This window comes from Vreelandella aquamarina, from assembly GCF_044805175.1.
Lineage (GTDB): Bacteria > Pseudomonadota > Gammaproteobacteria > Pseudomonadales > Halomonadaceae > Vreelandella > Vreelandella aquamarina_B.
The window spans coordinates 820,563-835,591 of record NZ_CP085232.1 but is presented as its reverse complement, the minus strand read 5'-3'; the positions used below and the strand labels follow the sequence as shown (position 1 = coordinate 835,591).

At 59.2% G+C, this 15,029-nt stretch carries 15 protein-coding genes; 3 read left to right on the top strand and 12 right to left on the bottom strand.

The window, feature by feature from the left end:
- Window positions 1-27 precede the first annotated feature (27 nt).
- The 11 genes from LG300_RS03925 to LG300_RS03875 form a co-directional block, all read right to left on the bottom strand.
- Window positions 28-1,491, bottom strand: a complete 1,464-nt coding sequence (locus LG300_RS03925) for a TolC family outer membrane protein (protein ID WP_404377100.1) — start codon at window positions 1,489-1,491, stop codon at window positions 28-30.
- Between the two features lie 488 nt (window positions 1,492-1,979).
- Entirely contained in the window at window positions 1,980-3,464 is a 1,485-nt protein-coding gene (gene xylB, locus LG300_RS03920) for a xylulokinase (protein WP_404377099.1), read from the bottom strand.
- Window positions 3,464-4,951 (bottom strand): mannitol dehydrogenase family protein, encoded by a 1,488-nt coding sequence (locus LG300_RS03915; protein ID WP_404377098.1) that lies wholly within the window; start codon window positions 4,949-4,951, stop codon window positions 3,464-3,466. Before LG300_RS03915 ends, xylB begins: the two co-directional genes overlap by 1 nt.
- A gap of 36 nt (window positions 4,952-4,987) precedes the next feature.
- The gene (locus LG300_RS03910; RefSeq protein ID WP_404377097.1) at window positions 4,988-5,608 is read right to left on the bottom strand and encodes a nucleoside/nucleotide kinase family protein; all 621 of its coding nucleotides are present in this window, start codon (window positions 5,606-5,608) and stop codon (window positions 4,988-4,990) included.
- A gap of 7 nt (window positions 5,609-5,615) precedes the next feature.
- A complete protein-coding gene (locus LG300_RS03905) occupies window positions 5,616-6,401 on the bottom strand; it encodes an L-iditol 2-dehydrogenase (protein WP_054640932.1) in 786 nt (261 codons plus the stop codon).
- Window positions 6,385-7,083 (bottom strand): HAD family phosphatase, encoded by a 699-nt coding sequence (locus LG300_RS03900; protein ID WP_062359319.1) that lies wholly within the window; start codon window positions 7,081-7,083, stop codon window positions 6,385-6,387. The genes LG300_RS03905 and LG300_RS03900 overlap by 17 nt, the downstream gene beginning before the upstream one ends.
- Entirely contained in the window at window positions 7,080-8,237 is a 1,158-nt protein-coding gene (locus LG300_RS03895) for an ABC transporter ATP-binding protein (RefSeq protein WP_253017011.1), read from the bottom strand. The genes LG300_RS03900 and LG300_RS03895 overlap by 4 nt, the downstream gene beginning before the upstream one ends.
- An 11-nt stretch (window positions 8,238-8,248) precedes the next feature.
- Window positions 8,249-9,100, bottom strand: coding sequence for a carbohydrate ABC transporter permease (locus LG300_RS03890; protein WP_404377096.1), 852 nt, complete (start codon window positions 9,098-9,100; stop codon window positions 8,249-8,251).
- 32 nt (window positions 9,101-9,132) lie between these two features.
- Window positions 9,133-10,023 carry a carbohydrate ABC transporter permease gene (locus tag LG300_RS03885; RefSeq protein WP_062359322.1) on the bottom strand — a complete coding sequence of 297 codons (891 nt, stop codon included), beginning with the start codon at window positions 10,021-10,023 and terminating at the stop codon, window positions 9,133-9,135.
- Between the two features lie 77 nt (window positions 10,024-10,100).
- Window positions 10,101-11,423: an ABC transporter substrate-binding protein gene (locus LG300_RS03880; RefSeq protein ID WP_404377095.1), complete on the bottom strand. Its 1,323-nt coding sequence runs from the start codon at window positions 11,421-11,423 to the stop codon at window positions 10,101-10,103.
- Between the two features lie 164 nt (window positions 11,424-11,587).
- Window positions 11,588-12,541, bottom strand: coding sequence for a sugar-binding transcriptional regulator (locus tag LG300_RS03875; RefSeq protein WP_404377094.1), 954 nt, complete (start codon window positions 12,539-12,541; stop codon window positions 11,588-11,590).
- Window positions 12,542-12,692: 151 nt separating this feature from the next.
- On the opposite strand from LG300_RS03875, the gene LG300_RS03870 reads away from it, so the two are divergent.
- Window positions 12,693-13,004, top strand: coding sequence for an NGG1p interacting factor NIF3 (locus LG300_RS03870; protein ID WP_404377980.1), 312 nt, complete (start codon window positions 12,693-12,695; stop codon window positions 13,002-13,004).
- A 27-nt stretch (window positions 13,005-13,031) separates the two neighbouring features.
- On the opposite strand, the gene LG300_RS03865 is transcribed toward LG300_RS03870, so the two are convergent.
- Complete coding sequence (locus tag LG300_RS03865) at window positions 13,032-13,589, bottom strand: NUDIX hydrolase (protein WP_404377093.1); 558 nt, start codon at window positions 13,587-13,589, stop codon at window positions 13,032-13,034.
- Window positions 13,590-13,682: 93 nt separating this feature from the next.
- Between LG300_RS03865 and LG300_RS03860 the strand changes: the two genes are divergently transcribed.
- Together LG300_RS03860 and LG300_RS03855 are read left to right on the top strand one after the other, a co-directional pair.
- Window positions 13,683-14,363 (top strand): CoA pyrophosphatase, encoded by a 681-nt coding sequence (locus LG300_RS03860; protein WP_404377092.1) that lies wholly within the window; start codon window positions 13,683-13,685, stop codon window positions 14,361-14,363.
- Window positions 14,360-15,028 (top strand): 2OG-Fe(II) oxygenase, encoded by a 669-nt coding sequence (locus tag LG300_RS03855; RefSeq protein WP_404377090.1) that lies wholly within the window; start codon window positions 14,360-14,362, stop codon window positions 15,026-15,028. The genes LG300_RS03860 and LG300_RS03855 overlap by 4 nt, the downstream gene beginning before the upstream one ends.
- Window position 15,029: the final 1 nt, after the last annotated feature.

The following is a 15,029-nucleotide window of genomic DNA, read 5'->3' as shown; positions in this document are numbered from 1 at the left end:
TAGCCACAGGGGCCTAAACAGCGGAGATTAGGTGCCTGGGGTAGGCGGCGCGCCGATATCCATGGCGCGCTGGTACGCGTCAGGCTCATTACTTTCTGGAAGGATGAAGTTCACGTCATCACCGGTCAGCCATGCGTTTACTTCTTCAATCGCTTCTACATCCAGTAACCCTGCCTGCTGGCGCAGCGACAGCAAGTTCACGACATAGTCGTAACGCGCTTCGGCGTAGTTAGCGATGGCGTTGTAGAGGTTTTGTTCGGCGTTCAGCACGTCAACGATGTTGCGCGTGCCCACCTCGTAACCGGCGCGGGTTGCCTCCAGGGCGCTACGGTTGGAAACGATGGCCTGCTGGCGGGCCTCTATCGTTTCAACGTTGTTGCTGACCTGGGTATAGAGTGAGCGTACCTGCTGAATCGTGGTGCGGCGCTGAGACTCAAAGTCGTACTGGCTGCTTTCTAGTTGGAAGGTGCCCTGGCGAATGCTGGCACTGGTGCTGCCGCCAGTATAGATCGGCAGGTTTGCAGATACCCCCACCTGAGCAGACGTGCTGTAACCACTGGCCAGGTCACTATCGCTATCGGCATACTGGTAGTTGGCAAAGGCCTGTACCGTGGGTAGGCGGCCGGCGCGCGCCAGCTCTACTCCCACGCGCGATACGTCAATACCCGCCTGCTGGGCGAGCACCTGGGGGTTACGCTCAATGGCTTGTTCTACCCAATAGTCACGGTCGGTGGGGGTAGGCAACGCGATGGGCATACTATCCCCCAGCGCCTCGATACTGGCATAGCGCTGGCCGGTCAGCTGCTCCAGCACCTCAAAGGCTACCTGGAGGTTGCTCTCTGCGGCAATGCGGTCAGCCCGGGACTGGTCGAAACTCGCCCGCGCCTCTTCCACTTCGGTAATTGCAATCAAACCCACCTCAAACTGCTCCTGAGCTTGCTCAAGCTGGCGGCCAATCGCCCGCTCTTGGGCCAAGCGCGCTTCCAACACTTCATGGGCACGCAGGATATTGAAGTAAGCACTAGCTACATCAATCAGCAGCTGCTGCTCGGTGGCAGCCAGCAGATACACCTGCTGATCGATCTGGCGCTCTGCCCGGTTAACTTCCTGGCGGGTAACGGCATTGAACAGCGCTTGAGTAGCTTCCAGCGTTAAAGAGACCGTGTTGTAGCTGTCGTCACTCACGCCGGGGTTGGGACCGCTTCCCGTGCCTCCACTGCTGGCGGAGCCCTGGCTCTCGAACTGCTCATTGTGAACGGCGCTACCAGAGGCATTCACCTGGGGCAACAGCCCACCACGGGCAACGTCGCGCGCCGCCTCGACGCCGGAAAACTCAGACCGGGCAGAGGCCAAGGCAGCATTGTTATTCAATGCGTCACGGGTGATGGTCACCAAGTCCGCCGCTTGCGCTGGCAGAATAAAAGAAGTTGTGAGCACTGCTAACAATAAGGGGCGAAAAGGGGCATTGACTGCCCAGTGTGCTAGTCGCATGGGATTGCCTCTAGGTGTCAACGTAAGAAGACGCAACAAGGCGCCATTCTGAAAGGGTGGCATTATAGTTACATTCATGTATGTATGCCAGACTTGAACTCGGTCAATTTGTGTGTACAAGCCGCATGTCAGCGCCTGCCTCTTTACCTTAGTCCAAGGTATCGTTTGCAGGGCATTTTTCATACCACGCCAGCACTATTTGCAAGTCAAACAGCCGGGGGAAACATTTAGGCCGCTACTAGTCGGTTACTCGATTAGTAGGTTCAGGCACGGTGGTACAGCAATCGACCTCGCGCTAGTAACTCGCCCCGAACAGTAGTAAAGGGATCGTAAAGAGGTGAGTAGAAGGATGAGCAGCGGGCAGGATTGGGATAGCGCTTCACGCCTCGGCCAGTCGGCCGAGGCGCTACCGCTCCATTAGGCTTCGAAAAAGCCCTTAGCTGGGGAGCCAAACAGCGTCAGCATGAAGCGATGGGGGCAATGCGTGACTAAAGCGGGTGGCGCTGCGTCAGGGCGGCCAAATAGCGCTGATAGGCCCCTTCATAGGCGGCCACACGCTCGGCATCAGGCTCCGCCAGCGAGGCCGCATCCAGATGCACCAAGCGCTCGCAGAGCGATGCCAAACTAACGCCCTCGGGCTGTAGGCCGCACCAGGCCGCTTGAATGGCTGCCCCCAGCGCGGCGGCATCGGTAATCTCGGGGCAAATCACCTGGGTATGGGTAATGTCAGCGACCATTTTCCGCCAAACCGGGCTTTTCGCCCCGCCGCCAATCAGCCGAATCTGGCTGGTGCCCGCGGCTAGCTCGCCCAGCAGCTCCAGCCCATAGCGGAGTCCAAAGGTCGCGCCTTCCATCACGCCTCGGCAGAGGTTAGCCTGGGTCATATTCAGGCTGGTCAACCCGAGAAAATCGCCGGTGGCATCGGGCAGCATGGGCACTCGTTCGCCGTTAAAAAACGGCAGCACGGTGACGCCCTCGGCACCAATCGGGGCGCTGGCGACCTGTTCGCCAAAGGCGGCCAAATCCAACCCAAACAGCTCACGCACGCGAGTCGTTGCCGAGGTCACGTTCATGGTGCAGATCAGCGGCAGCCAACCGCCGTGGCTAGCGCAAAAATTCGCCACCATGGCGCTGTCACACACCACAGAATTAGGTGAGTAAGCGCACACCGTGCCGGAAGTGCCCAAACTGAGCGTGACCAGCCCCTGGGTAATATTGCCGGTGCCAATCGCCCCCATCATGTTGTCGCCACCGCCGGAAGAGACCACCACGTTATCGCTTAGCCCCAGCTCCTGGGCCACTAGCGGGCGCACGCGGCCAGCGGGTTCATGGGCGTCAATAATCCGCGGCAGTACACGGTCAGGGTCTAGTTCTGGCGCAATGGCGGCAAACACCTCTTTCTGCCAGCACTGGGTGCGGGTATCGAAGTACCCGGTGCCCGAAGCGTCGCCTGCCTCGGTGACCCGTTCGCCGGTTAGCCAGAAGTTCAGGTAGTCATGAGGCAGCAAGAGCGTGGCGATACGCTGGTAGGCATCGGGATGATGCTCGCGCAGCCAGGCCACTTTTGAGGCGGTATAGCCGGTTTGCAGCACCAGGCCCAGCTTCTCCAGGCAGCCCGCCTCGCCCCCTAGCGTTTCCACCAGCGCGCTGTTTTGGGCGCTGGTTTCGGTATCGCACCACAACTTGGCGGGATACACCGGCATGCCATCGGCATCGAGTGCCACCATGCCGTGTTGCTGGCCAGACACACCAATACCGCGCACCTGCTTGGCATCGATCCCGGCGCGCTCAATCGCTTGAAAGAACGCGCCTTTGAGCGCCGCCAGCCACTCTGCCGGTGCCTGCTCACGGCGGCCATGCTCCCCTTCATCCAGGCGATGCGGGCGGCTGCCCTCGCCCAGAATGACGCCCCGCTCTACATCCACCACCACGACTTTGGTACTTTGCGTACCGCAATCCACCCCGATATACATCACAACGTTCCTTTGGACGCGACCAGAGCCTCAAGAGTAGCCCGTGCGCCCCGTTCATGCAGCGACTTCAGCGCCTCCAGGTAGGCGTTAAGGAAGCGAGGTTGGTCCGCCAAGTCGCCAAACAGCTCGCGGTTTTCCACGAAGGCCGCTGGATGGGTGCGGTTATTGGCGGCAATGGCCATTAACGGCTCGCGCAAGCGGTCTACGATCTCAATGGTATTACCCTGCTCGTCGACGCCTTCAGCGTAGCGTGCCCAGCTGGCCACCACGGCGGCGCTGCGCTTAATCTCACCGCCCTGGGCAAGCTGCTGGCGAATCACCGGCACTAACCATTTAGGAATGCGATCCGAGCTTTCGGCGCACAGCCGCGCCAAGGTGTCTCTGATTTGCGGGTTCGCAAAGCGCTCAATCAGCGTCAGCCGATAAGTTTCTAAATCCACCCCCGGCACGGGGGCCAGCGTCGGTGTGCCCTCTTCGCGCATGTAGCCGAGCAAGAACTCGACGAACAGTGGGTCTTGGCACACCTCATGGGCGTAGCGGTAGCCCGCCAGATAACCAAAGTAGGTAAGCGCTTGGTGGCTGGCATTGAGCAGGCGCAATTTCATTAGCTCGTAAGGCTCGACATCGTCGACGACCTGAACGCCGACCTTCTCGAAGGCTGGGCGGCCCAAGGGGAAGTGATCTTCCAGCACCCACTGGGTAAAGGGCTCGCACACCACGGGCCAAGCATCTTCAACGCCAAAGCGCTGGGAGAGCTCTTCGATATCCGTGGGCGCGGTCACCGGCGTGATGCGGTCTACCATGGCGTTGGGGAACGCCACCTCGGCGGCCAGCCAGTCGCCCAGCTCCGCACTGCGGGCGCGGGCGTAGGCGCTGAACATGCGCTTGGCGACATCGCCGTTGCCTTGAATGTTATCGCAGGACATCACCGTAAACGGCGCAATACCCCGTGCCCGGCGGCGTACCAGGGCTTCCACCACTAAGCCAAAGCTGGTGGAGGGGCGTTCAGGATGGGCGAGATCGTCGCGCACCTGGGGGGCGTCCAGGTTGAATTCTCCGGTGACCGGATGAAAGTTGTAACCGCCCTCCGTGACGGTGAGTGACACAATTTTGATGGCAGGGTCGGCCATGGTTTCGATCACCGCCTCGGGGTCTTCAGGGGCAAACAGGTAGTTCACCATGCTGCCAATCACCCGAGGCTGATACTCGCCATCGGGGTGCTTAACCACAAGGGTGTAAAGGTAGTCTTGTGCGGCGAGGGCCTGCTGCATGCGTTTGTCGCCGGGCATGACCCCAACGCCCACGATGCCCCAATCCAGCGCTTCGCCTTGGTTCATCAACGTATCCACGTACATCGCCTGATGGGCACGATGAAAACCACCGACGCCAATATGGACGATGCCAGGCGTCACGGCCTGACGATCATAGGTCGGCGTCTCAACCGCCGCACTGAGGGCACCCACATTGTGGTGATTAAGCTGGGTCATCGTCACTCTCCGGGTTATTGGCTGGGCAAGCGCGTCCTAGCGCCAGCGCTGGTCAGGTGGCACGCTGCTGGTTTTGACCAGCGCGGCGTTCAGCATGTCTTTTTGGTGGGTGCGCTCAAGCGCGCCGCTGTGGTCTTGGCCCATACAGAGCCAGCGGTTTACCAGCCGCTCCACGAGCACGGCGTCGTCCACGTCGATCATTAGCGTCCAGTCGAACAGCGCGTGCAGCGAACGCCACGGGTCTTGGTCCAGCAGCAGGTAGTTGCCTTCCACAATCACAATGCGATGCGCAGGGGTAATCAACCGCCCACCGGCACGGGCAAGGTCCAGCGGCCGATCAAAGACTGGCACGGCCACCGGCTTATCCGCTTGGCGGATGCGCGCTAAGTCGTGGCGTAACCCCTCCACATCAAAGGTGTGCGGCGCGCCTTTCACCGGCAGCTGCTCATCGCCCAGTACGGCGTTATCGAAGTGGTAGCCATCCATCGGCACCACTGCCGCCTGCCCTGGGCGCAGCTGGTTGATCGCCTCGCAGAGCAGCGCGCTGCGGTAGGATTTTCCGGCCCCCGGCGGCCCCGCCAGGGCAACCATAAAGCGCGCCTTGCCTTCGGCGGCATCCAGCAGTTGGTGGCTTAACGAAACAAGGTCAGGGCTCATGGGCGTCTTAGCTCATCCAGTTGCCGCCATCGACGTTGAGCGTCTGGGCGACGACGTAATCACTATCCTGGCTGGCGAGAAACACGGCGGCGCCGGTGTGATCTTCCGGCAGCCCCATGCGGCCATAGGGCACCGCCTCGCCCACTAGGCGCTTTTTCTCGCCCAGCGGGCGGTTCTCGTAGCGGGCAAACAGCGCATCAACCTCTTCCCACATCGGGGTGTCCACCACGCCTGGGGCAATGCCGTTGACGTTGATGCGGTGTTTGATCAAATCGAGCCCACAAGACTGGGTCAGGCTAATCACGGCGGCTTTGCTGGCGCAGTAAACACTCACTAGCGGTTCGCCACGTCGGCCCGCCTGGGAGGCCATATTGATAATTTTGCCTCCCTGACCTTGGGCCACCATGGCGCGGGCCACGGCCTGCAGGGTGAAAAACATGCCTTTAGTGTTCACCGCAAATTGTTTGTCGAAGCTGGCCTGGGTCACTTCCAGCACCGGCGCCATATCGAACACCGCCGCGTTATTGACCAAAATATCAATGCCACCAAAGCGCTCGGTGACGCTCTCCACCATGGCATCGATAGAGCCTTGGTCGCACACGTTCAGCACCACGCCCATGACCCGCTCGGCGCTGGCATCCTGCTGCAGCGTGGTGAGTGCATCTTCAATGGCCTTGGCATCGATATCGGCCACCACGACACTGGCCCCTTCAGCCAAATAGCGCTGGGCAATGGCGAGTCCGATGCCACGGGCACCGCCAGTAATCACGGCACGTTTATTGAGCAGTTTCATTGTTATCTTGTCCTTGCAGATGTAATTGCCACTCGTCCACTAAGGCGCGAAGCCCGCGCATATGGGGCAAAATTCGCCAAGCACCCGCCGCGAGCAGGCGGTTAGGCTGCTCGTCGTCGATATGGCTGGCGCCCACAAAACCAATCACCCGCATGCCGGCGGCATGGGCAGCGGTAACGCCTGCCACGCTATCCTCAACCACTAGGCAGCGGCTGGGCGGGCAGCCAAGCTCATGCGCCGCCAAGCGGTAAATTGCTGGGTCCGGCTTAGGGTTATCGACCTGCTCGGCCGTGAAAATCGGCACATCGCCCAACGCCTCTTCCAACTGTGTTGTTGCAAGCGATGCCAATACGCGGCAGCGGCGGCTGTTGGAGACCACGGCCTTAGGTAAATCGAGACTACTAACGGCGTCGTGAACCCCTGCAATCGCGGTAAGTTCTCGTGCCAGACGCGCTTCTATGGCGCTATCGACCCGCTCGGAGGCATCGGGCGGCAGCTGATGGCGGCTTAACTGCGCCAAGTGCTTAAGGATGTCGGCGGTCGTCATGCCCAGGGCTTGGCTGAGCAGCGTTGGAATATCCAGATCCGGCAGCCACTGCCCAAGGTGAGTTTCCAGGGTCTCTTCAGCCAGGGCTTCGCTATCCACCAGGACGCCGTCACAATCAAAAATCAGCGCTTTCATACCTGCGCCCCTGGCGCAGCAGGCTCGGTAGCCGCACGGTTATCCTGGCGGGTCAGGCTAGCCAGCGGGTGTTGTGACAGGCTCTCTAGCGCCAAGCCTTGGGCGTCGAACAGATGAGCACGCTCGGCGGCAAAGCCAAACTGCACGGTATCGTTCACCCGGTAGGCCACGTCGCCATCGGCCATAATGGTGATCAGTAGCTCGCCCATCTGCACGTACAGCGAGGTCTGCCCGCCTAAGCGCTCCAACACTTTAATCTGCCCACTCAGCGGGCCGTTTTCATCCAGCTGTAGATGCTCAGGACGAATACCCAGCTCCAGCGCTTCATCGCTGGCGAGCTGTTCGCCCGCCACAGGGATAGTGCAGGGCCGCCCGCCAGGCAGGCGCACGGTGACGCCATCATCACCAATGGACTGCTGCTCGACGCTGAAGAAATTCATCTTGGGCGAGCCGATAAAGCCTGCCACGAAGCGGTTACGCGGGTGGTGATAGAGCGCCATGGGCGAACCCACCTGCTCCACCACACCATCGTGTAGCACGACGATTTTATCGGCCATGGTCATGGCTTCTATCTGGTCGTGGGTCACGTAAATCATCGTGGCATCCAGCTCTTCATGCAGCCGCGCCAGCTCGATACGCATCTGCACCCGCAACGCCGCGTCCAAGTTGGAGAGCGGTTCGTCGAACAGGAAGATACTGGGGTTGCGGACAATCGCTCGGCCAATCGCCACCCGCTGGCGCTGGCCGCCGGATAGCGCTTTGGGCTTACGATCCAGCAGCGGTTCAAGCTGGAGGATCTTGGCGGCTTCCAGCACCTTGGCACGGCGCTCCTCTTTGGGCACCCCGGCCAAGCGCATGCTGAAGCCCATGTTGCCCTCAACAGTCATGTGCGGATACAGCGCGTAGCTTTGAAACACCATCGCCAAACCGCGGTCGGCGGGGCCCACCTCGTTCATGCGCTTGCCATCGATGAGAATATCGCCGTCGCTGGCGCTCTCTAGGCCTGCGATCATGCGCATCAGCGTGGATTTACCGCAGCCCGAGGGGCCAACGAACACCACGAACTCACGATCGTTAACGTCGAGATCAATGCCCTTGATGACCTTGGTGTCGCCAAACTGCTTGGTAATGTTCTTGAGTTGTAAGGTTGCCATGGGGAACTCCTTTACTTGACGGCGCCAAAGGTCAGGCCGCGCACCATTTGTTTTTGGGTCATCCAGCCGAGGATTAGGATGGGAGCGATGGCCATGGTAGAAGCCGCCGACAGCTTGGCCCAGAACAGCCCTTCGGGGCTTGAGAAGGAGGCAATGTAGGCGGTTAACGGCGCGGCTTTCGACGAGGTGAGGTTGAGACTCCAGAACGCTTCGTTCCAGCTCAAAATCACCGAGAGCAGCCCAGTCGACGCAATCCCTGGCAGGGTCAGCGGCAGTAGCAGGAAGAACACTTCCTGCAGGGTAGAGGCACCGTCCATCCGGCCCGCTTCGAGAATGTCTTTGGGCATATCTTTAAAGAAGGTGTAGAGCATCCACACCACGATGGGCAGGTTCATCAAGGTATAAATAATGATCAGCCCAGTACGGGTATCCAGCAATCCGACATCTCGGAAAATCAGATAGATAGGTACCAGAACACCCACCGGCGGCAGCATTTTGGTGGAGAGCATCCACAGCAGCGTGCCCTTGGTGCGCTTAGTGGGCAAAAAAGCCATGGCGTAGGCCGAGGGAATGGCGATCAGCAGCGCTAACAACGTGGAGCCAAACGCTACCGCGATGCTGTTCAGCGCAAAGCGGGCGTAGCCCGAGCGTGCCTGCACTTCCTGATAGCTTTCCAGCGTGGGTGAAAAGAGAAAGCTGGGGTCGGCAATCGCCGCCGTCTCGGTTTTAAAACCGGTCAGCACCATCCACAGGATAGGGAAAAAGATAATCAGCGCGATCGACCAGCCCAACAGGGTCAATACCAGTTGCCGGATGGGCAACGAGCGAGTGTGTGCTGGTGCGCTATTACGATGAGTTGTCATTGAAATGCTCCCAAGACGCCCTGGTGCCGGGGTCAGTCTTCTAAGTTCTTAGCGACCATACGGACAAGGAAAATCGCGACGATATTGGCGAGAATGATGGCAATCACCCCACCCGCCGAGGCCATGCCCACATCGAAATCCAACAGCGCTTGGATGTAGATCAAATAAGCCAAGTTGGTGGTAGCAAGCCCAGGCCCACCGGAGGTGGTGACAAATATCTCGGCAAAAATCGTCAGCAGGAAGATCATTTCAATCATGATCACCACGCTAATCGCACGCTTTAGGTGCGGCAGCGTGATAAAGAAGAAAATCGCCAGCGGCCCCGCACCATCCATCCGTGCGGCTTCCACTTGGTCTTCATCCAGCGACTGCATCGCCGTCAGCAGGATCAGTAGCGCAAACGGCAGCCACTGCCACGAGACGATGATGATGATGGAGGTCAGCGGTAGCGATGAGAACCAGTCCAGCGCGGGGAGTCCCAACGACTGTGCTAGCCACGCCAACACCCCGTTAGAGGGGTGCATCATCATATTTTTCCATACCAGCGCGCTTACCGTTGGCATGACAAAGAAGGGAGAAATCGCCAGCACGCGGGCAATGCCCCGCCCGGCAAAATCCTGTTGAAACAGCACCGCCAAGAGCGTACCGCCCACCACGGTAATCACCAGCACCCAACCCACCAGCAGCAGCGTGGTGCCCATGGCCGACCATAGCGCGGGGTCGGTCAGCAGGTACTCATAGTTTTCCAGCCCGGCGAAGCCGGTCATCTCGGGCATCAGTAAGTTGTAGCGCTGGAAAGAGAACCAGATGGTCATACCCAAGGGCACAATCATCCAGAGCAGCAACAGCGTTACTGCGGGCGCTTGAAGCGAAAGCGTTCTCAGCCCGCCGACCGTACGGCCAGAAGCACGTGTTCTATTCATGGAAATACCTGCAAGAAAACAGACCTGCGAGAACCACCGAAAGCGCCTGCCCGTGGCCAGGCAGGCGCTGAAGTGCATTAACGTTCGATATAGCCCGCCCGCTGCATCGTGCGCTCGGTAGCGCGCTGGGCGTTGTCCAGTGCCTGCTCCACCGACGTATCACCTGTCAGGGCAGCCGCAATGGTTTGGCCTACTTGTGTGCCAATCGACTGGAACTCGGGAATGCCGACAAACTGCACGCCCACATAGGGGTTCGGCTCTAGAGTAGAATCGGTAGGGTCGGCCTCTTGAATGGCGTTCAGTACGAAGCCAGCAAACGGCGCAGCCGAGGTGTACTGCTCATTGGCGTAGGTAGACTCACGGGTGCCCGGCGGTACGCTGGTCCAACCGTTCGTTTCACCGACAAGTTCGATGTACTCTTCAGACGTGGCCCAGGTAATGAACGCTTGAGCAGCCTCTTTGTGCTCAGAGGAGGCAGGGATGGCGAGCGCCCAGGACCATAACCAGTGCGAACCTTTGGGGGTTTCCGCAATGGGCGCTGGCGCAAAGCCTAGCGTACCCGCCACGTCAGATTCACTCTCATCAAAGAGCTTGCCTGCCGCCGAGGTGGCATCGACCCACATCGCGCAGTTGCCGCGTGAGAAGAGCGCTAAGTTCTCGTTAAAGCCATTGGAGCTGGCACCAGGCGGGCCGTAGTTACTGAGCAGGTCAACGTAGAACGAAATTGCGTTATTCCATGCCTCAGAGTTCAGCTGCGGATTCCACTGCTCATCGAACCAGCGGCCGCCGAAGGTGTTCACCAGCGTCGAGACAAAGGCCATGTTCTCGCCCCAGCCCGGCTTGCCGCGCAAACAGATACCCGCCAGGCCCTCTTCGCTGCCGTGGAGCTGTTCGGCCCAATCACGCACCTGCGACCACGTGGGCTGCTCGGGCATCTCGATACCTGCCTGCTCGAACAGATCGGTGCGGTAATACATCATCGAGCTTTCTGCATAGAACGGCAGGGCGTGCAGCGTGCCGTCCAGGCTCAAGCCATCGCGCACCGATGCCAGCAGATCGTCTTCGTTGTAGTCATCGGGCAGGCTGTCCAGCGGCTCCAGCCAACCGCGCTCCGCCCAAATGGGTACTTCGTAGGTGCCGATGGTCATCACGTCGAATTGCCCACCACCGGTGGCAATATCCGTGGTCATACGCTGACGCAGCACGTTCTCCTCGAGCACCACCCAGTCCAGCGTGATATCCGGGTGCGCTTGCTCAAAGGCATCGGTCAGGCTCTGCATGATGACCATGTCGTTATTGTTCACCGTCGCGACGGTGATCTCAGTTTGAGCCTGGGCTTGACCAGCCACCGCAATGGCAGCCGCTAGGGTCGTGACGGGCAAATGACGCGCGAGACGCATACAGCACTCCTCTTGGCAAATATTGGCATTGTTGTTGCCTTGATCTTATTGATCATCAACCGAACAAATGATCGTATGCAAGCCAAAAAAAAGCAAAGCCTGGAGAGTTAGACTTTACGCTAATTTATTCAATTACTTGCATATTGCAGCTGCAAAAACAGTGGTTATTCAATAGCCTCCACGATATGTCTGGCCGCAACCTCATCAGTAATCAAGCCCTTCAGCCAGCCACCACGCAGCGCGGCTAAAATGGCGGGGGCTTTATCCCGGCCACCAGCAATCCCCACCATCAGGTGTTTACCAAAACGCTCCAGCGGCAAGCTGGTGACACGCCGAGTAATTGAGCAATCAATCACTTCACCACGCCGGTTTAGCGGCCAGCCTAGCAGCTCCCCCACCGCCTCGCGGCCCAGTAGCTCATCCAGCTCGCTTTCGCTAATGAAGTGATCTTGGAAAAGCGTAGCTTGACGGTCGATGCGGCCAATGCCGATAAAGGCGGCTTCCGACTCCCGCGCCACGTCGGCAATCGCTTTAAACAGGCGCTGTGAGAGCATGGCCTCTTTTTCCGCCAGCGACTCTGCCACCACAGGGGCAGGCAATAAAAAGCGCTCGCCACCGGTTTTATCCGCTAGCACCATCACAGCGTCATAGCGGTTGGCGGAGCCATCCCGGGCGACGTTGCCCACTAGTGAGACAAAGCGATGCTGCGGCCTTTCCACGCGGCTGAGCGCTTCCACCGCTGCCCGCACAGAACGCCCGGTACCCAACGAGAGTGTGAGCGGGTCGCTGCGCTCCACTAGTCGCGCGATACGTTCAGCCCCCGCCACCGCCAGATAGTAAGCGGCACTCTCGGGGGCTTGGGTGTCGGCAGGCACCACATCGCAGTAAGTAAGATTAAAGTGTTCACGGAGCGCACTGCCAAGCGCCATGCAAGTGGAAATGGGGTGGTCAATATGCACTTTCACTAACCCCTCTTGGCGTGCCAAAGCCAGCAAGCGCTGCACGCCTGGCCTGGAAACGCCAAGCTGGGTAGCAATTTCGTCTTGTGTCATCCCACCCACGTAGGACATCCATGCGGCCCTCGCGGCCTGGTCGAGCTTTACTTCAAACTTATCCATGGGTTGGTTAGCCGCTTATGTTGAAAAACGTCATCATACAAAGCCAACGTCAATACCCATAGTGTGCTATCCGCTAACATAGGCAGTACAACGTTGCCTCAATTCCCATCAACCCCCTATTGTCAGATCACCCAAAGGGAGGCTCATAGTGATGTATAAGCTCGCATTTTTTGTGCCTATTGAAAGTGCTGAAAGCGTCAAAAACGCTGTATTCGAAGCGGGTGCAGGACGTATTGGCGATTACGAACACGCCTGTTTTCAAACCCGTGGCACCGGTCAGTTTCGGCCTCTTGAGGGGGCGGACCCACATATTGGCAAAGTGGGAGCGCTGGAAACCGTCGAAGAGCTTAAAGTTGAGATGGTGTGTGACGAGGCGTACATTCACGCCGCCATTGCCGCGCTCAAGCTCGCCCACCCCTATGAAGAGGTGGCTTACGATGTGTGGCAGCTAGCCGACCTTTAACCGGCGCAGCGCGCTACGCACTAAACGCTAGGCGCTGCCAAAATAGCGCTCCCGATCCTCGGGCGTAATTTTGCTGATATGCAGCGGAAACACGGCGCTTTCGCGGTCGGCAAAGTAGTGACGTAGCGTGCGCTCAATAGTGGGAAAGGCCAGCGCATCCCAAGGGATCTCATGCTCTTCGAATAGCGCCACTTCGAGGCTCTCTGGCCCGGCGCTAAAACCACCCACCAAATCGGCACGGAAAATCATATACACTTGGTTAATATGCGGTAGATCAATCAGCGTATACAGGTCCCCCAGCGTAACCTTGGCAAACGCCTCTTCCCAGGTTTCCCGCGTGGCGGCCTGCTGGGTGGTTTCGGCGTTTTCCATATAGCCGGCAGGGAGTGTCCAGTAGCCTTTACGCGGGGCGATTGCCCGCTTGCAGAGCAGCACCTTTGAGCCGCTGACTGGCAGCGTACCCGCCACGATACGGGGGTTTTGGTAATGGATCGTGCCACAGCCGTCGCATAGGTAGCGGGGGCGGTCGTCACCTTCGGGCACTGCAAACCGGACTTTCTCACCGCACTGACTGCAAAAGTTCATCGCGTTTTCTCTACGGCTGGTGGATAGAGGCATCACCGTGCTTGACGATGATTACCGTGGCTGGGTAAAAGAGAGCAAAGTAAAGAGACTCCTATGTTAGAGAAACTGCGCAAACAGCTGCAACAGCATACCCCTCAACGGCTAGACCACGTAGCGCTGCCGGAAGCCGCCGTACTGATGCCGATTGTCGAGCACCCTGCCCCCACGCTGCTGTTCACCCGCCGGGCTAGCCACTTGAATACCCACCGTGGTCAGGTCGCCTTTCCTGGTGGTAAACGCGAACCCGGGGATGCCGACCTGTACGCCACGGCACTGCGGGAAGCAGAGGAAGAGATTGGGCTTACCCCTGGGCTGGTGAAACCTTTGGGGCGGCTGTCAGACGTGATTTCGCTGCACGGTATTCGCGTGACGCCCTGGGTGGGTATTATTCCGCCGGACCTACCGCTGGTGGCTGACCCGGCGGAGCTGGATGCGATTTTTGAAGTCCCGTTAAGCCACTTTTTAGATGACCGGCGCACCCATACCGATGTGATTACCGTCGATGGTGTCGCCCACTATGTGCCCAGCTATCAAGTAGATGGCCACGTTATTTGGGGGCTTTCCGCGATGATGCTGGTTGAGCTGCTGGCCGAAGGGTTTGGCATGGGCATTGATCTTTACCAGCGCCCTCCCGGCGCCCTACGCCACTACCCTGAGCGCCACACCCCGCAAAAAAGCCGCCAAGGCCGCCCATCTGCAGCCGAACGCACGTCCGTTACGAGACACACGAAATGATCGCTTTAACTGAACTGGAAGCCCCCGCCCTCGACCGCAAGGCCCACCTTGGCATTGTTGAAGCGCTGGTGGAGCAGGGTTGGTATGTGGGTAAAGGCGTGATCGACCCAGCGCTTTGCCAAGCGCTGCATCGAGAGATCCATCACCTGGCCGAGCACGATGCCCTGGATGAAGCGGGCATTGGCCGAGGGCAACAGCACCACCTGCGGAAAGATATCCGGGGTGACGCCATTCACTGGCTAGACCGGGAGAGCGAAGCCCAGCGCCGCTACCTGGATGCCATGGCAGAGCTGCAGCAGTCGCTCAACCAGACACTGTTTCTTGGCCTGTTTGAGTACGAGGCCCACTTTGCCCACTACCCAGCAGGTGCCTTCTACCAGCGCCATCTGGATAGCTTTCGCGGGCGTGCCAATCGGGTGGTCTCCACCGTTGGCTACTTAAACCCCAACTGGCCTGAAGAGGGTGGGGGTGAAATGGTCATCTACCACCCCGATGAGCCTACCGTGGAAGTAGCCCGCGTGGTGCCCGAGGCAGGTACCTTTGCCTGCTTTTTATCGGAAACCATTCCTCACGAAGTACTGCCCACCCGCCAGCCCCGCGCCAGCATTGCGGGCTGGTTCCGCCGCAACGCATCGCTGGGTGGCGTGCTCGACCCTGCCCGCTAAT